Here is a 19,971-nt window from a genome sequence, read left to right on the forward strand (position 1 = left end):
CCCCTGACAGACCCGGTCCTACTCCGTGGCGCCATCCCACGGCGTCCCACAGCCCTGTGCTGACCCGAGGCGATCCCGCACAGGCCCGCGGTCTCAGATCTCTCAGATCTTCGCGTTGGCGAGAGCCTCGCGCATCTGCCTGACCTCGTCGGCCGTGACCTCCAGGACTAGGCGCCCGCCACCCTCCAGGGGAACTCGCATGATGATGGCACGACCTTCCTTGACGACCTCAAGAGGGCCGTCACCGGTCCGGGGCTTCATAGCAGCCATGTGATCACCTTTCGTCAGTGCGGCGCGGACTCATTGTTGCGCGACCTCGATAAGTCTACGCCATCATAAAGATGCCCATATGATGATCCGTGCGCCCTAACACTCGCGGCGACCACGTAGCTCACGGCCTCCTCGGCGGTGTCGACCACGTGCACCAGCTGGGGGTCCTGAGGTGAGATCGTGCCCCGCTCCACCATGGTGGAGCGGATCCACTCCAAGAGGCCTGACCAGTATCCCGAGTCCACCAGCACGATAGGGAAGGAGGAGATCTTCTGGGTCTGGACCAGGGTGAGGGACTCGAAGAGCTCGTCCAGAGTCCCCATCCCGCCTGGCATGACGACAAAGCCGTCAGAGTACTTGACGAACATCGTCTTACGGGCAAAGAAGTAGCGGAAGTTGACCCCTAGGTCCACGTACTCGTTCATCCCCTGCTCATGCGGCAGCTCGATGCCCAGCCCCACGGAGGTACCTCCGGCCTCGTGGCAGCCCTTGTTCGCTGCCTCCATCATCCCCGGTCCACCGCCAGTGACCACCGCGTACCCGCTGCGGGCCAGGCCCGCACCCACCTGCTCAGCCACCGCGTAGGCAGGGTCACTGGCCAGGGTGCGCGCCGAGCCGAAGACGCTGACAGCCGGCCCCAGCTCAGCCAGGGCACCAAAGCCCTCGACGAACTCGGCCTGGATACGCATGACCCGCCAGGGGTCGGCGTGGAGCCAGTCGCTGTCACCACGCTGGTCCAAAAGACGTGCGTCGGTGGTCTGGTGGGGAATCTGGGTGCCGCGCAGCAGCACCGGTCCCCGGCGGTAGGTCTGTCGGTCACTCATGCTGCCCATCCTCCCCCAGCCACACCCAGGCCGTCGGTTCCACTGCCAGGCCCGGACACCACGTCTGCGCAGGTCACGCGCCCGCCCCACCGCACCGACGGGTCGGCGTGTCCCCCACGGCAGAACCTGGAGACAGGTCGTAGGTCACCACCCTGTGTCTGGAAACACCGGCGATTGGTGTCATAGTGCCGCTTTCTGCCCACTCCCCCACGGTAGCGTCGCCGCCATGACCCAGCCTGCTGAGCCGACTCTCGACACCGCAGTCGCCTCCTGGATCGACGAGGATCCGGACCCTGCCACCGCTGCCGAGCTCTCCCGCCTGCTGCGCGCCCACCATGACGGTGACCCCGAAGCCACCGCCGAGCTGGCAGACGCCTTCGCCGCCCCTCTCGCCTTTGGTACCGCTGGTCTGCGCGGGCGCCTCGGACCTGGCCCCAACCGGATGAACCGAGCCGTGGTCATCCGGGCGGCAGCGGGACTGTCCGCCTACCTGCGCTCCGTGGTCGGTGAGGGCTTCACCGTCGTCATCGGCTACGACGCCCGCAAGGGCTCCAAGCAGTTCGCCCGCGACACAGCCTCCGTCGTCACCGGGGCCGCAGGCCGTGCCCTCCTCTTCGAGGACCACTGCCCCACCCCGATCCTGGCCTTCGCCCTGCGCCACCTCGAGGCTGACGCCGCAGTGATGGTCACCGCCTCCCACAACCCGCCCCAGGACAACGGCTACAAGGTCTACCTGGGTGGGCGGACGGTCTCCGGCTGGGCTCAGGGCGCCCAGATCGTGCCGCCCCACGACGCCGACATCGCTGCGGCGATCAGCGCAGTAGGCCCCCTGGCCTCCGTCCCCATGCCACAGACGGGGTGGGAGGCTGTGGGGCAGGCAGTGCGTGAGGACTACGTGGAGCGGGCCGCCCAGGCTGCCCATATGGGTGCCGCCGCACCGCTGAAGATCGTCCTGACCCCTCTTCACGGGGTAGGAGGACACACCTGCCAGGAGGCACTGGCCCGCGTCGGGTTCGAGGACGTGGTCAGGGTCGCCGAGCAGTGGGAGCCCGACCCGGACTTCCCGACCCTGGACTTCCCCAACCCTGAGGAGCCAGGTGCCCTGGACCGGGCCGTCGCCCTGGCTCGCTCCCAGGGCGCGGACCTGGTGATCGCCAACGACCCGGACGCCGACCGCTGCTGCGTGGCCGTGCCAGACCCCTCCGCGACAGGGGGCTGGCGTCAGCTGAGCGGGGACGAGGTGGGGGCGCTGCTGGGTGAGCAGGCGGCCGAGCTCGCGGCCTTCGCCGGCAACGGGGTGCTGGCCAGCTCGGTCGTCTCCTCCCGCCTGCTGCGCCGCATCGCCCAGACCCACGGGCTGGCCCACCAGCAGACCCTGACAGGCTTCAAGTGGATCAGTCGGGTACCCAACCTGGTCTACGGCTACGAGGAGGCACTGGGCTACTGCGTGGACCCGGCCGCAGTCCGGGACAAGGACGGGATCTCCGCGGCTGTGCGTGTCGCGGTGCTGGTCTCCGTCCTCAAGCAGCAGGGCCGCTCGGTCATTGACCTGCTCGACCGCCTGGCCCGTGAGCACGGGCTGCACGCCACCAGCCCGCTGACCATCAGGGTGGACGACACCTCCCGCATCACCGAGGCCATGGAGAGGCTGCGCCGGGACGGGGCACCCGTGAGGCTGGCCGGCTCACTGGTGACCACAGCCGTCGACCTCAGGGACGGCAAGCCCGACGGCGCAGGAGGACGGCTGCCCGCCACCGACGGGCTGGTATGGACCACGGCGGCGGACGACCGGGTTGTCATCCGCCCCTCAGGCACCGAGCCCAAGCTCAAGTGCTACTGCGAGGTGATCATGCCGGTCGGCAAGGAGTCGGTCCCCGGGACCCGCAAGGCCGCCGCAGCCCGCCTGGAGTCCATCAAGGAGGACCTCCGCAGCGTGCTCGGGCTCGGCTGAGTGCCTCCGTCACGTCGTGCGACTGCTCGTCGGGCACGTGCGGGACATACTTACACATACTTACTGGGGCAGGGGAAGGCAGGGCCGCCCGACAGGTCGGCCCTGCCCGGGCACTAGTCCGTGCCGTCCACGCCAGCCCCTGCTCAGTCCTCCAGCCCTTCCAGCACCGAGACGGTCGCCGACACTCCCAGGCGTGAGGCACCAGCCCTGAGCATCGCCACCGCGTCCTGTGCCGTGCGGATGCCACCGGAGGCCTTGACGCCCAGACGCTCCCCCACCGTGGCGCGCATGAGAGCCACTGCGTGCGTCGAGGCGCCTCCGGCAGGGTGGAAGCCGGTGGAGGTCTTGACGTAGTCCGCTCCTGCCCGTTCGCTGGCCCGGCACACGGCGACGACCTCCTCGTCACTCAGCGCGGCGGACTCGATAATAACCTTGAGAAGGCTGTCGCCCACGGCCTCCTTGACCGCGCGGACCTCCGACTCCACGGCGTTGTAGTCGTGCTCCTTGACCTGCGCGAGGTCCAGGACCATATCGACCTCGTGAGCGCCCCTGTCCACGGCCTCACGGGCCTCGGCGGCCTTGACGGCGGTCGTGTGGGCGCCTGAGGGGAAGCCGCAGACAGTGGCCACCCGCAGCCCCCCAGGAACAGCCACGGGCAGCTGGCTAGGGGACACGCACACGCAGTAGGTGCCCAGCCTAGCCGCCTGGGCGACGAGCTCGGCGACCTGGTCTGCCGTGGCCTCGGGCCGCAGAAGAGTGTGGTCGATGACAGCGGCGGCCTCAGCCCGGGTGGGTGTGGAGGCAGGCTGCGCACGCCACGTACCCGCAAGCGGCGTCGGCTCGCTACCAGCGGCATGACTCATGTGGTTCCCTGTCCTTTCCTCTGTGCAGCCCCTGCCCGGGTGCCCACCCAGACGAGAGCCGCGCAGCTGCCTTCCGCTCACCCCGCCTGTCCCTGTGTGACTACCTCCAGCACCACGCCAGCCTCACGACGGGCACGTGCCTGGACCGCCTCACGAGAGTCAGCCGGTGAGACGACGATACCGTCCCCCAGGGCCTGGAGCGCCCGGTCCACACGCCCGGGCGTGGCCGTGTGGAGGCTCAACAGGGGCTGACCCCGGTTCACGACGTCACCCGGCTTGGCGTGCAACCGCACCCCCGCCACTGCCTGGACAGAATCCTCCTTCCGGGCACGCCCGGCTCCCAGGCGCCAGGCCGCCACCCCCACCGCCAGGGCGTCCAGCCGGGTGAGCACACCGCTGGCCGGAGCGGGAACGACCTGCGTGTGCGGGGCGCGAGGCAGGGGTGCGTCCGGATCGCCTCCCTGACGGCGCACCATGTGCCGCCACACGTCCATGGCGCGCCCACCCGTCAGTGCCTGGCGCAGCAGGTGCTCCTCCACCGGCCTGCCAACCACGTCGAGCATGTGGCCCGCCAGGGCGAGGGTCAGGTCCACGACGTCACTCGGCCCGCCACCAGCCAGTACCTCCACCGCCTCCGCGACCTCCAGGGCGTTACCGACAGTCAGTCCCAACGGCGTGGACATGTCGGTGAGCACTGCCCGGGTCCTCACCCCCGCATCCCGGCCCAGGTGCACCATGGTGCGGGCCAGCTCACGCGCTTGGTCCCGTTCCTTCATGAAGGCGCCGCTGCCGACCTTGACGTCCAGGACGAGAGCACCGGTCCCCTCGGCGATCTTCTTGGACATGATCGAGGAGGCGATGAGGGGGAGGCAGGAGACGGTGGCAGTCGTGTCGCGCAGCGCGTAGAGACGCCTGTCAGCGGGAGCCAGGCCCGGCCCGGCCGCGCAGACCACCGCACCGGGTCCCCCGGGTCCGAGGGCGGACATGATCTCGTCGCGGCTCAGGTCGGCCCTCCAGCCGGGGATCGACTCCAGCTTGTCCAAGGTACCCCCGGTGTGCCCCAGGCCGCGTCCTGACAGCTGGGGGACGGCCACCCCAAAGGACGCCACCAGCGGGGCCAGCGGGAGGGTGATCTTGTCCCCCACGCCCCCGGTGGAGTGCTTGTCCACCGTGAGGCGCCCCAGGCTGGAGAAGTCCATAAGCTCCCCGGAGCGGATCATGGCCCGGGTCCACCGGGCAGTCTCGGCAGGTGCCATCCCCCGCAGGTAGACGGCCATAGCCAGGGCGCTCATCTGTTCCTCGGCCACCACGCCACGGGTATAGGCGTCCACCACCCAGTCGATCTGGGCGTCGCTGAGCCGGTACCCGTCCCGCTTGGCCGCGATGACGTCAACGGCGTCGAAAGGCTCCTCGGCGTCGCCGGGCCCGGTCAGGTTGCTCATACGTCGGCCTCCTGGCCAGGAGCGGCTCCCACGTCACCTGGCAGGACCAAGCCGCCCCTAGACGCACCCAGGTCACCTGCACTCCGACGCTGCGCACCCGCAGTGCCCGGTACCGCGGTGACACGAGCGATGTCGGAGCCGGTAAACTGGTCGGGCAGGATCTCCTCAATGGTCATGATCCCGGAGGGCATGGCCAGCAAGAGCCCCGGGGCCGCGTGCTCGCTGAGCAGCTGGCGACAGCGTCCGCAGGGCGCGCAGGGCTGGTGGTGAGCGTCCACGCACACCACAGCCACCAGCAGGCCTCCCCCGGAACGGACCAGCTCGGAGACCAGGCCGCACTCGGCGCACAGCGTGGCCCCGTAGGAGGCGTTCTCCACGTTGCAGCCGCTGACGGTGCGGGAGTCGTCCACCAGGGCCGCAGCCCCCACCTTGAAGCGCGAGTAGGGAGCGTAGGCCTGCTCCATGGCCTCTACGGCCAGCGTGTACAGCGCCTGCCAGGCAGCCCCGTCCACGTCAGCAGGAGTCACCGAAGGCGGAGACACAGCGCTACGGTCCTCAACAGAGAAGGTCACGGGTAGGGCACCCCCTCTGCGGCGGGGGCGCGGACCCTTCCCACGAACCCGGACACGGCCAGAATTGTCACGACGTAGGGAATCATGAGGATGATGTTAGCGGGGACAGGACTGCCCACTACGGACAGGGTCTGCCCCACGGAGGTGGCAAAGCCGAAGAGCAGCGCTGCGCCAAGAGATCCCAGAGGGCGCCACCCGCCCAGGATCATGGCCGCCAGGGCGATATAGCCGTTGCCCGCCGCCATGTCCTTGGTGAAGGACAGGCCGCTGCCCACGGTGAAGAAGGCACCGCCCAGGCCTGCTAGGGCACCTGCGAGCACCAGGTTGGCCACCCGGGTGCGCATGACGTTGATGCCTACCGTGTCAGCGGCCTTGGGGTGCTCCCCGCACGCACGCATCCGCAGGCCCCACCGGGAGCGGAACAGCATGAAGGAGAAGAAGGCCACCGCTGCGTACATGAGGTAGACGAGGATAGTCTGGCGGAAGAGGACCGGCCCGATCACGGGCACCTGGGCCAGGCCGGGAACCGAGATGACTGGCAGACGCAGCGGCTGGTTGAGACCGGGGTCGCGAGAGAGAACCGTGGAGAACAGGAAGCCGGTCAGTCCCAGGACCAGGACGTTGAGCACCACCCCCACGACGATCTGATTGACCCGGTAGCGCAGCCCGAACAGGGCCAGCAGGAGGGAGACAAGCACGCCCGCCGCAGGGGCGGCGACCAGCCCGGCCCAGGGGCTGGAGGCTGCAGAGGCGACCACGGCCCCCAGGAAGGCCCCGCCCAGCAGCTGGCCCTCGATAGCGATGTTGATAGTGCCGGACCGCTCACCGATGACGCCAGCGAGGCTGCCGAAGACCAGGGGGACGCTGAGTGCCAGCGTCGACGACAGGATGGTCACCATCGGCACGAGGGTGTCCCGGCCGGCGCCTGCCCAGGTCAGGAAGGCCAGGACAAAGGCTGCCCCCAGGATGGTCACCGCCCCCGCACCGACCCCCTCGCGCCGCCAGGAGCGCCACCATGCCCAGCCCGTGGCAACCACGGCAGGAACCGCCAGCGCCAGGATCGTGGCACGCGCCGGGACGGTGATGACGGGAAGCGCCAGGAGGTCGGAACGGGTCGCCAGGGCGAAGCGTGTCGACCCGTGGGCAGACAGCGTCATGAGCACCTGGAGAACCGTCACCACGACTCCGGCGACCGGGATCTTGAGCTCCACGGACTCCCGAGCGACCGTGGTCGCCACACTTCTGGGAGCGGCAGAGCTGAGGACGGGTGAGGCAGTAGTCATGGCTCAGGCCTCCCTGCTGGTCGGGGCCGGGGTGCCCGCAGCCGCAGCGGTGTCCTGCTGGCGCGTCCACGAGCCCCGGGCGGGCAGCCGGTAGAGGGCGCGTACCAGGGAGGGCGCAGCAATGAACAGCACGATGGTGGACTGCAGGACCAGGACGATATCGACCGGTGTGCCCGTGGCTGCCTGCATCGTGGTGCCACCGGCGCTCAGCGCCCCGAAGAGCAGGCCCGCCAGGACGGTGCCCAGCGGGGTGGACCGTCCCAGGAGAGCCACGGTGATGGCGTCAAAGCCGATAGTCCCCGCCACGGACAGCCCCAGGTACCTCTGTGTGCCCAGGACCGGGGCAGTAGCGGCCAGGCCGCACAAGGCGCCGGAGACCATCATGGCCACGGCGGTCACCCGGGACACGTTCATCCCGGCGGTGCGGGCCGCCTGGGCGTTAAGGCCGACAGCCCGCAGCTGGAAGCCCAGCCGCGAGCGCTCCATGAGCCACCACACGCTCCCTGCGGCCAGCAGGGCGACAAGAAAGCCCGCGTGGAGGCGGAAGGAGTCTCCCAGCAGAAGCGGGTAGTGAGAGGACCCGGCCAGGTAGAGGGACTTGGGGTTGCTACCGCTCTCGCCGATAAAGACGGTGGTCGTAAGCAGCTGGGCCAGCAGGTACCCCGCCACGGAGTTGAGCATGATGGTGACAATCACCTCGTTGGCTCCGGTCCGGGCCTTGAGCAGGCCTGCGAGACCGCCCCACACGAACCCGCCCAGGACAGCGGCGAGCACAGCCAGCGGCAGGTGGACGACGACGGGCAGCTCCCAGGTGATACCTACGTAGGTAGCCAGGATCCCGCCCAGGACGACCTGTCCCTGGCCTCCGATGTTGAACAGGCCCGCGCGAAAGGCGACCGACATCCCCAGGCCCGCAATGATGAGGGGGGTGGCGTTGGTCAGCGTCTCAGTGAGGGGGCGCACCATACGCGTGGCCGTGGTCGCCCTCCAGTCGAGGACCGAGCCGCGCAGGAGGGAGGTGTAGGCCTCGACCAGGCTGGAGCCCGCAGCACCAAGGAAGTCGCCGGGACGGGCGAGGAAGTAGCCGGCGGTGGTGCGCACCTCCTCGTCGGCGACAAGGATGAGGACCGAGCCCACGATCATGGCCGACACGACGGCGAGGACTCCCGCCAACGCCGTGGACTCCGCCACCCGCCGCAGGACCCCGGGGCGGGGCGGGTTGGCGGACGAGTCCGCGGACGGCTCGCCGGACGGGTCAGGGAGCGGGCCACCGGGGGTGGCCGGGGTGGCTGGGACCGCTGTCACTGCTCCTGGCTCCTCTCTGTCCCCTTGTCCGTCTTTTCATCTGTCCTCATCTCAGTCTTGATACCGGTCCGTGTCTTGGTCGTCTCAGCATCCTCGGGGGCATCCTCGGGGACGTGCGCACCCGGCTCCCCCTGGCCGGGGTCCTCCTGGGCACCCGCCTGGGAGGGGGACGCGCCCGCCATCATGAGCCCCAGCACCTCGCGCGGCGTGTCCGGGGTGACCACGCCGGTCACCCGGCCGCGGTACATGACCGCGATACGGTCAGACAGGGCGTAGATCTCGTCCAGCTCGGAAGAGATGATAAGCACGGCCGTCCCCGTGTCACGCTCAGCGACGAGCCGCTGGTGGACGAACTCGATAGAGCCGACGTCCAGGCCCCGGGTGGGCTGGGAGGCCAGGAGCGCCGTGAGGGGGCGGGACAGCTCGCGGGCCAGGACGGTCTTCTGCTGGTTACCGCCGGAGAGGGTGGAGATGGGGTCGCCGACCTCGCCGACCCGCACGTCGAACTCCTCGCGCAGCCTCTCGGCGTTGCGGCGCAGCAGTGCGGGAGACAGGGAGTGCCTCCGTCCCAGGGATGGGTCGTCGTAACGGTCCAGGACCATGTTCTCAGCCACGGAGAGGTCAGCGACCACGCCGTCGCGCGAGCGGTCCTCGGGAACGAACCCCAGGCCGTCGTGCAGCCGCTGACGCACGCTGTGGCCGGTGACGTCACGGCCTCCCAGGAGCACACGCCCCGCTGCAGGCGCGCGCAGACCCAGGACTACCTCGCCGAGCTCGGTCTGCCCGTTGCCCTGGACCCCCGCCACGCCGAGAATCTCGCCGGACCGCACGTGCAGGGTCACCTCCTCAAGCACGGCACCGCCGTCCTGGTCCAGCAGGGTGAGGTCCTCCAGGATGAGGCCGTCGTCCCCGGGGTCAGCGGGGTCCTTGTCCACTGTCAGGGACACGTCGTGGCCCACCATGAGGCTGGCCAGCTCGGCGGCAGAGGTGGTGGGCTCGGCGGTACCGACGACCCGCCCCCGCCGGATGACGGTGATAGCGTCAGCGACCTCACGCACCTCCCGGAGCTTGTGGGTGATGAAGACGATCGAGGTCCCGGAGTCCCTCAGTCCCCGCATGACGGCCATGAGCTCGTCGGTCTCCTGCGGGGTGAGCACCGCAGTGGGCTCGTCCAGGATGAGCACCCGGGCGTCGCGGGACAGCGCCTTGATGATCTCCACACGCTGCTGGACGCCCACCGGCAGGTCCTCGATACGGGCATGCGGGTCCACGTCGAACCCGAAGCGCTGCGATATCTGAGTGACCCTGGAAGCGGCAGCAGCGGTGTCGATGACCCCCGCCGGCCCGGTGGGCTCGTCGCCCAGGGCCACCGACTCCGCCACCGTGAACACCGGGACGAGCATGAAGTGCTGGTGGACCATACCGATCCCCGCGGCCACGGCGTCCCGGGGCCCGGAGAAGGTCACAGGCACGTCATCAATGAGGACCTGACCGCCGTCGGGCTGGTAGAGCCCGTAGAGGACGTTCATGAGCGTGGACTTACCCGCGCCGTTCTCCCCCAGGAGGGCGTGGACCTGCCCGGGCTCGATGGTCAGGTCGATACGGTCGTTGGCCACGACAGGCCCGAAGGTCTTGGTGACACCACGCAGCTCGAGCTTCACGCGGGACTCGCTTCCGGTCGGGGAGGCGTCAGGACGCCGTCGGCGGGGCAGTCGACAGGGCGCTGCACGGCAGGGTCAGGACGGGTCGTAGGGGGTGGACACGTCCAGGGAGCCGTCGATGATCTGCTGGCGCAGCTCCTCGATCCTGGTCTTGACCTGGTCGGGGACCTGGGAGTCGTAGTCGTGGAAGGGCGCCAGGGACACCCCCTCGTTCTCCAGGGTCCCGATGTAGGGCTGGGAGGAGAAGCTGCCCTCGGTGGCCTCCTGGACGGTGTTGTAGACGGCGATACCGATCTCCTTGACCACCGAGGTCAGGATCAGGTCACCGGAACTGGTGGACTCGTAGCCGTCAGCGTCCACCCATACCACCGCCTGGTCGCCAGAGGAGGCCTTGACCGTGGACAGGGTGCCCAGCCCCACGGGGCCGGCCACCGGCATGATGACGTCGGCGTCCTGGGAGAGGAACTGCTCAGTCAGGGACTGGCCCTCCTTGGTGTTCGAGAAGTCACCGACGAAGGAACCGGTGCTGGGGCTGTCCGGGTCCCAGCCCAGGACGGTGACCGAGGCGTCGTTGTCCTCGTTGTACCTCTCCACGCCCCTGGCGAAGCCCTCCATAAAGATCTCCACCGTAGGGATCTGCATCCCGCCGTAGGTGGCCACGATGCCCGTGCTGCTCACGCCCGCCGCGGCGTAGCCAGCCAGGTAGGCGGCCGCAGCCGTGTTGAAGATGAGCGGCTTGGCATTGTCCAGCTCCACCGGCTCGCCCTGGGTGTCAGAGAAGGTGGAGTCAACGAGAGCGAAGTTCATGTCCGGGTTGGCCTGCGCGGCTGTCGCCAGGTCCACGTCCAGGTTGAAGCCCGCACCGATGATGAGGTCGCAGTCCTGCTGGACGAGGGAGTCGATATTGGTGGAGTAGTCTGCGGACCCCTCCGACTCCACCGCGATGGTCGCCACCCCCAGCTCCTCCTTGGCCCGGTCCAGCCCCTCCTTTGCGGACTGGTTGAACGACTGGTCGTCAAAGCCGCCCTCGTCAGAGACTATGCACGCGGTGAAGTCGCTGGCCGCCCCGCCACCGGAGGCGCCCTCGTCCGGGGCGGCGCCGCAGGCGGTCAGGACCAGAGAGGCAAGCAGGCCGAGCGCCAGCGTAGGACGGGTCTTCTTCATCGGGACCTCCGTAGCAGGATTTCGGGGAGCACGAGCCACACCGCCCGTACCCGTACAAGGATACTGCGCTCACGGTGACAGCCAAGGAAACGACGCAGGCCGTCTGCGCAGCCCTGCGGGTCTGGGCAGCCCCAGCCGACCTCCGCCAGCCGCCCCCAGGTACGCCCGCACCGGGGCGGTACGGCCCCGTTCAGCGCTTCGTCACACGCCCTCCCGGCCGCTGGGGCCGCCTGGCGCGGTAGGCTTCTAGGCGTTGCCGCCGCCTGTGCGCGGCTGCTGGTCCATGTGCCCCGACGAGGAAAGAAGCAATGACTCAGAACCTGGTCACGAGTGTGCCCGCCCAGGTGCGCGCCGTCTCCGGTCGTCCCGCCGACGCCGCCACCCCCATGGAGGTCTGGCAGGGACTGTCCGCCGCCGTCGTCGACGCGATCGCGGACGACTGGTACGCCACCCAGCAGAAGTACCGCGCCGGACGCATGGAGCACTACCTCTCCGCGGAGTTCCTCATGGGACGGGCGCTGCTCAACAACCTCACCAACCTGGGGCTGGTGGACCAGGCGCGCGAGGCGGTGGGCGCCTTCGGCCAGGACCTCTCCCAGGTCCTGGAGCAGGAGCCCGACGCCGCCCTGGGCAACGGCGGGCTGGGACGCCTGGCCGCCTGCTTCCTGGACTCCTGCGCCACCCTGGACCTGCCGGTGTGGGGCTTCGGCATCCTCTACCGCTACGGCCTGTTCAAGCAGCTGTTCGAGGACGGCTTCCAGACCGAGCACCCCGACCCGTGGATGGAGGATGGCTACCCCTTCGTCATCCGACGCGAGGAGGCCCAGCGCCTGGTCCGCTATCAGGACATGACCGTGCGCGCCATCCCCTACGACATGCCTGTCACCGGCTACGGGACCAGGAACGTGGGCACGCTGCGCCTGTGGAAGGCTGAGCCGGTGGAGGAGTTCGACTACGAGGCCTTCAACTCCCAGCGCTTCACCGACGCCATCGTCGAGCGCGAGCATATCGCCGACATCTCCCGAGTCCTCTACCCCAACGACACCACCTACGAGGGCAAGGTCCTGCGGGTGCGCCAGCAGTACTTCTTCTGCTCAGCCTCCCTCCAGCAGATCGTGGACAACTACGTAGACCAGCACGGCGAGGACCTGACCGGCTTTGCCGACTACAACTCCATCCAGCTCAACGACACCCACCCGGTCCTGGCCATCCCCGAGCTCATGCGCCAGCTCATGGACGTCCACCACCTCTCCTGGGAGCAGGCCTGGGACGTGGTGACCCGGACCTTCGCCTACACCAACCACACGGTTCTTGCGGAGGCCCTGGAGACCTGGGAGATGTCCATCTTCGACCGGCTGTTCCCGCGCATCGCCGAGATCGTCCGGGAGATCGACCGCCGCTTCCGCCTGGAGATGGCCAGCCGCGGCCTGGACCAGGGCAGGATCGACTACATGGCCCCTCTGGCTGGCGGCTCGGTACGCATGGCCTGGATCGCCTGCTACGCCTCCTACTCCATCAACGGCGTGGCTGCTCTGCACACCGAGATCATCAAGCGCGAGACCCTGGGTGAGTGGCACGACATCTGGCCCGAGCGCTTCAACAACAAGACCAACGGGGTGACCCCGCGCCGCTGGCTGCGCCAGTGCAACCCCCGCCTGGCGGACCTCCTGGACGAGGTCACCGGCTCCGACGCCTGGGTCAAGGACCTCACTGTGCTGGCGGACTACACCGACGCCGTTGACGAGTCGGTCTACGACCGCCTGGGCGAGGTCAAGCAGGCCAACAAGGCCGACTTCGCCGCCTGGGTAGCCAGCCGCGAGGGCGTGGAGATCGACCCTGAGGCGATCTTTGACGTCCAGATCAAGCGCCTGCACGAGTACAAGCGCCAGCTGCTCAACGCCATCTACATCCTGGACCTGTACTTCCGCATGAAGCAGGACCCCGGCCTGGAGGTCCCCAAGCGGGTCTTCATCTTCGGCGCCAAGGCCGCTCCCGGCTACATCCGGGCCAAGGGCGTCATCAAGCTGGTCAATGCCGTGGCCGAGCTGGTCAACAACGACCCGGTGGTCTCCCAGACCCTCAAGGTGGTCTTCATCCACAACTACAACGTCTCCCCCGCCGAGCACATCATCCCGGCGGCCGACGTCTCCGAACAGATCTCCACCGCAGGCAAGGAGGCCTCCGGGACCTCCAACATGAAGTTCATGATGAACGGCGCCCTGACCCTGGGCACCCTGGACGGTGCCAACGTGGAGATCCTGGAGGCCGTGGGCGAGGACAACGCCTACATCTTCGGCGCCACCGAGGACGAGCTGCCCGCCCTGCGCCAGACCTACGACCCGGTGTGGCACTACGAGAACGTCCCCGGCCTTAAGCGCGTGCTGGACGCCTTCACCGACGGGACCCTGGACGACAACGGGTCCGGATGGTTCGCCGACCTGCGCCGCAGCCTCCTGGAGCCCTCCTACGAGCCCGCCGACGTCTACTACGTGCTGGGCGACTTTGCCGCCTACCGCGAGAAGAAGGACGCCATGGCTGCCGACCACGCCGACCAGAGGGCCTGGCAGCGCCGCGCCTGGGTCAACATCACCCGCTCGGGCCGTTTCTCCTCCGACCGCACCATCCAGGACTACGCCCGCGAGGTGTGGAAGATCGAGCCCACGCCGGTGGACTAAGCACTGGGCGGCCGGGGCCGCGCCCGCTCACGCAACCTCAGGCAACGGAAACGTCAGAGGACAACACGGCACCGTGTTGTCCTCTGACGTTTCCGTTGCCTCTTCTTTGTTGCCTCGTCGTCTCCGCCGGGCTGGGCGTTCAGGGACGCCTGCCCCGGCCCGCACGCGTCGGGACCGGGGCCACGCCCGCTCACGCAGCGGATTGAGGCCGCCACTACCAGAAGACACTCAGCAAGTTTTCTCCCAGAAACTTCCTCACAGACTTCTACCAAGTATTCCGTCTTCTTCGGCTCTTACCGCAGACATCCGCCCCCCTGCTGCGCCTCATGAGTGCTAGACACCTCCGAGCCGCTTCAGCGCACACGGGAGAATCTCACCACTGAAACCTTTCATCGACGGGTCCACCCGCCTTAAGGGAACCTGAGACCGTTGACATACCACAGCAGGAGAAAGCACTATGGCAGTGCAGGTTGTCTACCACGGGACAAGCGAGAGCTCACAGCATTTCCGGGATACCGGCCTACAAGATACGCCACCAGACAACGTCCAGTCTTAGTAGGAAGCCACCACCATGAAAACCACCACCATGAGGCACAGCCTGGTCACCAGGCTGTCGGCAGCCGCCTGCACAGCCCTGTTGCTCGCCAGTGCCGCCACAGCAACAGCCCAACCAACATCGCCACCCACCAGCGTAGACGTCGGCACCGAGAACGCTCCTGACAAGCAGGAGACCCTGCAGGCCGCGCTAGACTACATTGCCAGGTTTACCGAGCCCACGGTCGAGTATAGTGACGATGGGAAGCAGGCAGTTGTTTCCTTCTCCGACACCGTTGACGGTAGCAGCCATCGCTACACTCTTAGTCGAGATGAAAGCGGTCAGGCAGGGAGGCCGAATGACCTGACCGGCGACATCGTCTCCTTTGAGATATGGACTCGAACTGGGTGGGTACTCAACCGGGCCGAGACCGACTCGCTCTCACGGGAAGGAGCCACGTGGGCTGAGCTATATAGTATTGCTGCTGCACTTGGAGTCGGGGCCCCTGCTGTTATTGGAGCCGCTATTGAGGGCAACTGGGCCGCGCACGCAGCTAGCTACTACAGTCATGGAAACTGCATCAAAGTCCACTACTGGCTCACAGTAAGCGAGATCAAGCGTGGGTCCCGGGGGTGCCGGTGAACAGGTTCCTCAGGCGCATGCGCCTTCCCTGCGTCGTCGGCCTCGCCGTGAGCGGCGTCCTGCAGGCCTCCGCCCTGGTCGGGGACGTCGCGACGCCAGTCACCGTCCTCTACCTGGTCCTGATCCTCCTCCTCGTGGCAGGCGCCCTCGGCGCAGAGGCGGTTCTGCGCACAGGCCGACGCAGCAGTCAGGACGACCAGGACCTGCCCAGCGACCAGGAGCACTGACCTTCCTGGGGGCAGATCCCAGCAGACACAGGCCTCTGGACCCGGGCACTAGGTAGGGCCTAGCCCGCCGCAGGCAGGATCGCCACGACCGCGCCTTGGGCAGGGACCGGTGTCGGGCAGGGACTCAGTCTCAGCCCCGCAGCACTCAGCGGCTCTCAGTACAAGAGGCTGGCCAGCATGCGGCGGGCGCGGGCGACCTCCGGGGTGGTGGCACCAATGACCTCAAAGAGCTCCAGGGCACGCAGGCGGGCCTCCTCCCGCTCCTCACCGGTGTGGGAGCGCACCGCCTCCAGGACACGCCCCAAGGCGGCGTTGACGTCGCCCAGGGCCAGGGCCGCGTCCGCACCGGCCAGGACGGCCTGGAGGTCCTGGGGAGTAGCGTCGGCAGCAGCCAGGAGGGCCTGCGGGTCCTGACCGTCCATGCGGGCCATCAGCCTTACCTGGTTGCGAGCAGCCCGGAGGCTGTCGTCAGCCGGGTTCTGGTTGATAGCGTGGGTGTAGACCTCCTCCGCCGCCGCGAAGTCCCCGGCCTCGATAGCCTCCCGGGCGGCTTTTTCCACCTCGGTCTCCTCAGCCTCGGCAGGTGCCTGGTCGGCCCCCGAGGCATCAGGGCTGACGGCAATGGTCCCGGTAACGCCGTTTGCCGCAGCCACCTCCAGCACCTGGTCCAGCACGCCACGCAGCTGGGGCTCGGTGGCACCGCCCTGGAGCAGGGGCACCGGCTGGCCGGCCAGCAGGGCGAGGACAGCCGGGACCGCCTGGGCCTGGAAGGCCTGGGCGACTTCAGGGGCGGCGTCCACGTCCACCCGGGCCACCTGGAACCGACCCGCGTAGTCCTCGGCCAGACGCGCCAGCAGGGCGGCCAGGTCGGAGGAGGCCTGGCTGCGTGGCGTGTGCAGCACGACGACCACCGGGACCCGGGTGCTGAGCTCAGCCGTCTCACGCAGGGTGGAGGCATCGACGTCAACGACCAGCGGCAGAGGCAGTCCCCCGCCAGCCTCGGTGGCACCAGGCTGCCCCGGGGACCGGCCTGCGGCTGCGGGGCCTGCTGCACTCCCAGACCCTGAGGCTCCTGGGGCGGGTGCCCCGGATGAGCCGCCGGAAGGGACCAGGCTAGACAGGTCGACAGCACCGAACATGGACATGGATGACAGCCTTCCCCGGGCAGCGCCCGACTGTGCCCGACTACTGACAGGGACGCGCGCTCCTGCGCGCAGCCCGGACTATTGTGTCACCGTGACGCTGCCCGGGCCTGTGCCCGGGCAGATCTCCGCTCAGGGCCAAGCGGGAGCCCCCTCCTGCCTCACCTGGACGTGACTAGTCCTGGGCAGTGGGAGCCTGGTCGTCGTCACGCTCCACCTTCGCCAGGACCGCCTCGGCACCCAGGGCCACAGGACTGCTGTCAGAGCCCTCAACGGGGATGGCGAAGGCCACCACGGCCTCGTAGGTAGCGGTCACGGTCCCGATCACCGAGGGGTCCTCCACCATGGACGCCACAGGACCCTGCAACGTCACCTCCGAACCGTCCACTGTCCGTCTCAGCGTGGTCGTGTAGGACAGGGTGGTCACCACGATGGCTCCCTCGTCGTCAGTACGCAGTCCCAGGAAGCCGTCGCTGCCTGCCGAGGCGGACACCGAGACCTCGCCCACCTCACCGAGGTCGATGGCGCGGTCCGCCTCCACCTTCTGGCGGAGGGCGTCGTCCGCCCAGGCCTTCCCGTCCTCGCCGTCAGGGTCGTTGAGGGCGCCCACGTAGGAGTCTAGGACCTCCTGCGGCGTGGACACCAGGCCGTCGCTGTCGGCGACCACCTGCTCGGAGCCGCCGGCAAGAGAGGCGATAGGAGGTACCTCGGCCCCGGCAAACAGCTGCACCCAGGCCCACAGCTGGAAGTTGTCCCGCGCCGTGTCCTGCTGCAGGGCCATGAGGTAGGGGGCGACGTCATCAGAGGCGTCGGTGACGTTGATCGCCACGCGCGGGAAGTCCAGGGTGACCCCAGCCGAGCTCGTCTGGCTCGTCGTAGCCGGGAGGACGTGGACCTGGGAGTCGTCCTCGGTGGCGGTGGCCAGGGAGTACTGGGCCTGACGGACCCTGACCCCGGGGCCATTGACGTAGCCGGACAGGAGATCGGGGTTCTTCTCCTTGTCCGCGGCGTCCATACCTTTCTTGATGCGCTCCAGCACCTCAGTCAGCCTCTCGGCGCTCAGCACCGACTCGGCCACGGCGCTCTCAGTTACCTCCGGGGTCACCGCCGGCTGGTCCTGCCCGCAGGCGGCCAGGGCAAGGGCGACGGCGGAGGCCGCACCACCTGTCAGTAGGGCACGACGGCTGGTACTCATGCTTGCTCCTCGTGGTTGGGCGCCGCCTCGTCGGAGGAGGGCGCGACGGGCTCGGCCTGGACCGCTGCGACCTCGGCGGTCACTGCAGGGTCCTCAGCCTCAGCCTGGGGACCCGTCATGCTCGGAAGCGGCGCCTTCATCGCCCGGGCCTCAGGTCGACCAGGGCCAGTCTCGGGGACGACCTGACCAGAGGCAGCGTCAGGCTCAGCCTGCTGCCCTGTCCCCAGAGGCGAGAGCTGCCAGGGCTGGGCTCCCGGCAGTGCCCCCTCACCCTGCGGCTGCCACTCCTGGGTCACGGGCTCCGGACCCCAGCCAGCCTGCTGCTCGGGGGAAGGCTCAGGAAGGCTGAGCTCGCGCGGCGGCTGACCGTAGGACACCTGGGACTGCTGGGGCTGGCCGTACGGCGGTACGTACGAGTCCTGCGGCACCTGGGGATCCTGCGGCACCTGCGACACCTGGGAGCCACTGCCCTCCCGTCCCGGCCAGCCCCACATACCCGGCTCAGGCGACCAGTCCCATGTCTGCGGCTGCCCGGGTACCTGTCCGGGTTCCTGCTGACCCTGGTACTCCTGCTCCTGGCGCTGGTCCTGCGGTAGGTCGGGCACCGTAGCCGGCATCGGAGGTGACACAGGCTCCTGGCCCGGGACCGCCTGCTTCCACGGCTCAGGGGCACTGTCCTGCACCGCCTGGCCCCATGCCTGGGGAGCGTCCTCCTGGGTCACCGGCCCTACAGCGTCCTGGGACTGCGGGGCCTGCGGGGGAACAGCCCCGGGGACTGCCGCCGGGTCAAAGGTGAAGGCGGATACGTCAGCCGCCTCCCCGCCCGCCTCCTCACCAGGCGCAGGCACCGCAGCCCCCGGCGCGGGCTGGAAGGCTCCTGCCCCTGGCGGGGCGAAGCGGGAGGTCGAGGAGGTCCAGGGGCCTGTCTCAGCCTCCGCCTCGACGTCCACCCCCGCGTCAGGGGCACCAACTGGGTCAAGGTCCGGGCCAGCACCAGCGACGTCGGCCGAGCCAGCGTCTGGGACGGCGGGGACAACCACGGTCTCCTCACCGCTACCCACGGACGCGCCACCTGCGACCTCATCGACCCCGGCAACGGCCTGGCCACCCCAGGCCTGGCCGTCCCAGTACCCAGAGACCGCCTCTGTCGACCCAGGTACCCCGGGCAGGCCCGCCGCGTCACCAGGCTGCTCACTTGGCTGCCCGGCGTCCTGCGCCCCCCAGGCCTCCTGGGCTCCCGGCACGTCGGGGACCTCAACACCGTTGACGTGGACGCGCCCGGTACGCGGGTCGACCCACTCCAGCCCAGCGGCCTCAGCCCTCTCCTTGTCACGCTGCTCGCGGCGGGTCAGCTTGCGGCTGGGGTCATCGAGGCGGGGCAGCCCGGCCGTGGTCACCTCGTCCGCAACCGCGATCCGCGCGGCCTTCTCAGCCGCCTGGGAGCGACGTCGCCTGTCGGCGTGGCGCATCTGGATGTCGATGAGGAACAGGAAGACACCAACCAGGACCAGCAGCCCGCCTACCACGAGCCCCGCGTAGAAGTACCAGGGTGTGGACACGGTGCGCGGCCAGCTCAGGGTCAGCGTCGGCGCCGCCTCCTGGCCGTCCGTCACCGCGAGGATGACGTTGTGCGCGTTGGTGGCCGAGTAGGTAAAGCTGACGCTGGAGGTCCCTGTGTGCTCGTCGATCCACAGGTCGGAGCCCACCGGGTTGCTACCGGTCGCCTCCCGGGGGACGCAGCCTGACTCCTGCACCGAGGCCTGCGCGGAGGCATCCGCACTGGCCCCCTGGGTCGGCTCTGCGGTCTGGTCAGCGTCCTGGGAGGAGGCCTCGTCGCCGCACACCTCAGTCACGTCGGTGGACTCCAGGGTCTCGGAGCCCTCTGCCAGCCCGGTCACCGACACGTAGGGGTCCTCGTCAAGCCAGGCCTGGACGTCAGCCGCCCGGGCGACGATCACCGTGACCTCAGAGTCACCCGGCGCGCTCGCCTCTACCGTGACCTCAGAGCTGACAGTCCCCAGGACCCCGGGCTCGGTGACCAGGTAGGGCTGGGTCGGGCTGCTGGCCAGGGTGGCCTCGACCGTCGGACTGGGCCTCCAGATGGTGGCGGAGCACACCGCCAGGGCGATGGCCACCAGTCCGAGGACGGTCACGATCACGCTCACGATACGTCGCCTCACGACGTGGATCTCCTCTGCTCGCGGACACGGACGCGGACCT

General features: G+C 68.9%; 15 protein-coding genes and 1 pseudogene. 4 read left to right on the plus strand and 12 right to left on the minus strand.

The annotated features are described in order from the left end of the window. Positions 1-102: 102 nt before the first annotated feature. Positions 103-270, minus strand: coding sequence for a DUF3117 domain-containing protein (locus tag D4740_RS04855; RefSeq protein ID WP_119835811.1), 168 nt, complete (start codon positions 268-270; stop codon positions 103-105). Between the two features lie 14 nt (positions 271-284). Next, a complete protein-coding gene (locus D4740_RS04860) occupies positions 285-1,094 on the minus strand; it encodes a TIGR00730 family Rossman fold protein (RefSeq protein ID WP_119835812.1) in 810 nt (269 codons plus the stop codon). A 226-nt stretch (positions 1,095-1,320) separates the two neighbouring features. Between D4740_RS04860 and D4740_RS04865 the strand changes: the two genes are divergently transcribed. After that, on the plus strand, positions 1,321-3,045 hold the full coding sequence (locus D4740_RS04865) for a phospho-sugar mutase (protein ID WP_119835813.1): 1,725 nt from the start codon (positions 1,321-1,323) through the stop codon (positions 3,043-3,045). A 143-nt stretch (positions 3,046-3,188) separates the two neighbouring features. On the opposite strand, the gene deoC is transcribed toward D4740_RS04865, so the two are convergent. The 7 genes and pseudogenes from deoC to D4740_RS04900 all read right to left on the minus strand — a co-directional run bounded on the left by deoC (position 3,189) and on the right by D4740_RS04900 (position 11,335). Further along, positions 3,189-3,908 (minus strand): deoxyribose-phosphate aldolase, encoded by a 720-nt coding sequence (gene deoC, locus D4740_RS04870; RefSeq protein ID WP_119835814.1) that lies wholly within the window; start codon positions 3,906-3,908, stop codon positions 3,189-3,191. Positions 3,909-3,985: 77 nt separating this feature from the next. Next, positions 3,986-5,350 carry a thymidine phosphorylase gene (locus D4740_RS04875; protein WP_119835815.1) on the minus strand — a complete coding sequence of 455 codons (1,365 nt, stop codon included), beginning with the start codon at positions 5,348-5,350 and terminating at the stop codon, positions 3,986-3,988. 119 nt (positions 5,351-5,469) lie between these two features. Beyond that, positions 5,470-5,877: pseudogene (locus D4740_RS04880) on the minus strand (cytidine deaminase); the annotation flags it as partial. Between the two features lie 41 nt (positions 5,878-5,918). Further along, entirely contained in the window at positions 5,919-7,205 is a 1,287-nt protein-coding gene (locus D4740_RS04885; protein ID WP_119835816.1) for an ABC transporter permease, read from the minus strand. A 3-nt stretch (positions 7,206-7,208) separates the two neighbouring features. Next, positions 7,209-8,510, minus strand: coding sequence for an ABC transporter permease (locus tag D4740_RS04890; RefSeq protein WP_243106937.1), 1,302 nt, complete (start codon positions 8,508-8,510; stop codon positions 7,209-7,211). Further along, positions 8,507-10,171, minus strand: coding sequence for an ABC transporter ATP-binding protein (locus D4740_RS04895; RefSeq protein WP_119835817.1), 1,665 nt, complete (start codon positions 10,169-10,171; stop codon positions 8,507-8,509). Before D4740_RS04895 ends, D4740_RS04890 begins: the two co-directional genes overlap by 4 nt. 75 nt (positions 10,172-10,246) lie before the next feature. Then, complete coding sequence (locus D4740_RS04900) at positions 10,247-11,335, minus strand: BMP family protein (RefSeq protein WP_119835818.1); 1,089 nt, start codon at positions 11,333-11,335, stop codon at positions 10,247-10,249. 308 nt (positions 11,336-11,643) lie between these two features. Between D4740_RS04900 and D4740_RS04905 the strand changes: the two genes are divergently transcribed. The 3 genes from D4740_RS04905 (at position 11,644) to D4740_RS04910 (ending at position 15,414) form a co-directional block, all read left to right on the plus strand. Next, positions 11,644-14,010 carry a glycogen/starch/alpha-glucan phosphorylase gene (locus D4740_RS04905; RefSeq protein ID WP_119835819.1) on the plus strand — a complete coding sequence of 789 codons (2,367 nt, stop codon included), beginning with the start codon at positions 11,644-11,646 and terminating at the stop codon, positions 14,008-14,010. A 571-nt stretch (positions 14,011-14,581) separates the two neighbouring features. Beyond that, on the plus strand, positions 14,582-15,187 hold the full coding sequence (locus D4740_RS12695) for a hypothetical protein (RefSeq protein ID WP_147392844.1): 606 nt from the start codon (positions 14,582-14,584) through the stop codon (positions 15,185-15,187). A gap of 17 nt (positions 15,188-15,204) precedes the next feature. Continuing rightward, positions 15,205-15,414: a hypothetical protein gene (locus D4740_RS04910; RefSeq protein ID WP_119835820.1), complete on the plus strand. Its 210-nt coding sequence runs from the start codon at positions 15,205-15,207 to the stop codon at positions 15,412-15,414. Between the two features lie 155 nt (positions 15,415-15,569). Here the strand turns inward: D4740_RS04910 and D4740_RS04915 are convergent, their stop codons facing one another. The 3 genes from D4740_RS04915 to D4740_RS04925 all read right to left on the minus strand — a co-directional run bounded on the left by D4740_RS04915 (position 15,570) and on the right by D4740_RS04925 (position 19,931). Next, positions 15,570-16,559: a tetratricopeptide repeat protein gene (locus D4740_RS04915; RefSeq protein ID WP_119835821.1), complete on the minus strand. Its 990-nt coding sequence runs from the start codon at positions 16,557-16,559 to the stop codon at positions 15,570-15,572. A gap of 172 nt (positions 16,560-16,731) precedes the next feature. Beyond that, positions 16,732-17,751, minus strand: coding sequence for a hypothetical protein (locus D4740_RS04920; RefSeq protein WP_119835822.1), 1,020 nt, complete (start codon positions 17,749-17,751; stop codon positions 16,732-16,734). Next, positions 17,748-19,931, minus strand: coding sequence for a hypothetical protein (locus D4740_RS04925; RefSeq protein WP_119835823.1), 2,184 nt, complete (start codon positions 19,929-19,931; stop codon positions 17,748-17,750). Before D4740_RS04925 ends, D4740_RS04920 begins: the two co-directional genes overlap by 4 nt. Positions 19,932-19,971: the final 40 nt, after the last annotated feature.

It is taken from the genome of Actinomyces sp. 2119 (assembly GCF_003591215.1).
Taxonomy (GTDB): Bacteria; Actinomycetota; Actinomycetes; order Actinomycetales; family Actinomycetaceae; genus Actinomyces; species Actinomyces lilanjuaniae.

What these genes read in the sequence shown, in the direction of transcription:
- D4740_RS04855 (WP_119835811.1), bottom strand. Translation starts at nt 270, where the DNA reads ATGGCTGCTATGAAGCCCCGGACCGGTGACGGCCCTCTTGAGGTCGTC.
- D4740_RS04860 (WP_119835812.1), bottom strand. Translation starts at nt 1,094, where the DNA reads ATGAGTGACCGACAGACCTACCGCCGGGGACCGGTGCTGCTGCGCGGC.
- D4740_RS04865 (WP_119835813.1), top strand. Translation starts at nt 1,321, where the DNA reads ATGACCCAGCCTGCTGAGCCGACTCTCGACACCGCAGTCGCCTCCTGG.
- deoC (WP_119835814.1), bottom strand. Translation starts at nt 3,908, where the DNA reads ATGAGTCATGCCGCTGGTAGCGAGCCGACGCCGCTTGCGGGTACGTGG.
- D4740_RS04875 (WP_119835815.1), bottom strand. Translation starts at nt 5,350, where the DNA reads ATGAGCAACCTGACCGGGCCCGGCGACGCCGAGGAGCCTTTCGACGCC.
- D4740_RS04885 (WP_119835816.1), bottom strand. Translation starts at nt 7,205, where the DNA reads ATGACTACTGCCTCACCCGTCCTCAGCTCTGCCGCTCCCAGAAGTGTG.
- D4740_RS04900 (WP_119835818.1), bottom strand. Translation starts at nt 11,335, where the DNA reads ATGAAGAAGACCCGTCCTACGCTGGCGCTCGGCCTGCTTGCCTCTCTG.
- D4740_RS04905 (WP_119835819.1), top strand. Translation starts at nt 11,644, where the DNA reads ATGACTCAGAACCTGGTCACGAGTGTGCCCGCCCAGGTGCGCGCCGTC.
- D4740_RS12695 (WP_147392844.1), top strand. Translation starts at nt 14,582, where the DNA reads ATGAAAACCACCACCATGAGGCACAGCCTGGTCACCAGGCTGTCGGCA.
- D4740_RS04910 (WP_119835820.1), top strand. Translation starts at nt 15,205, where the DNA reads ATGCGCCTTCCCTGCGTCGTCGGCCTCGCCGTGAGCGGCGTCCTGCAG.
- D4740_RS04915 (WP_119835821.1), bottom strand. Translation starts at nt 16,559, where the DNA reads ATGTCCATGTTCGGTGCTGTCGACCTGTCTAGCCTGGTCCCTTCCGGC.
- D4740_RS04920 (WP_119835822.1), bottom strand. Translation starts at nt 17,751, where the DNA reads ATGAGTACCAGCCGTCGTGCCCTACTGACAGGTGGTGCGGCCTCCGCC.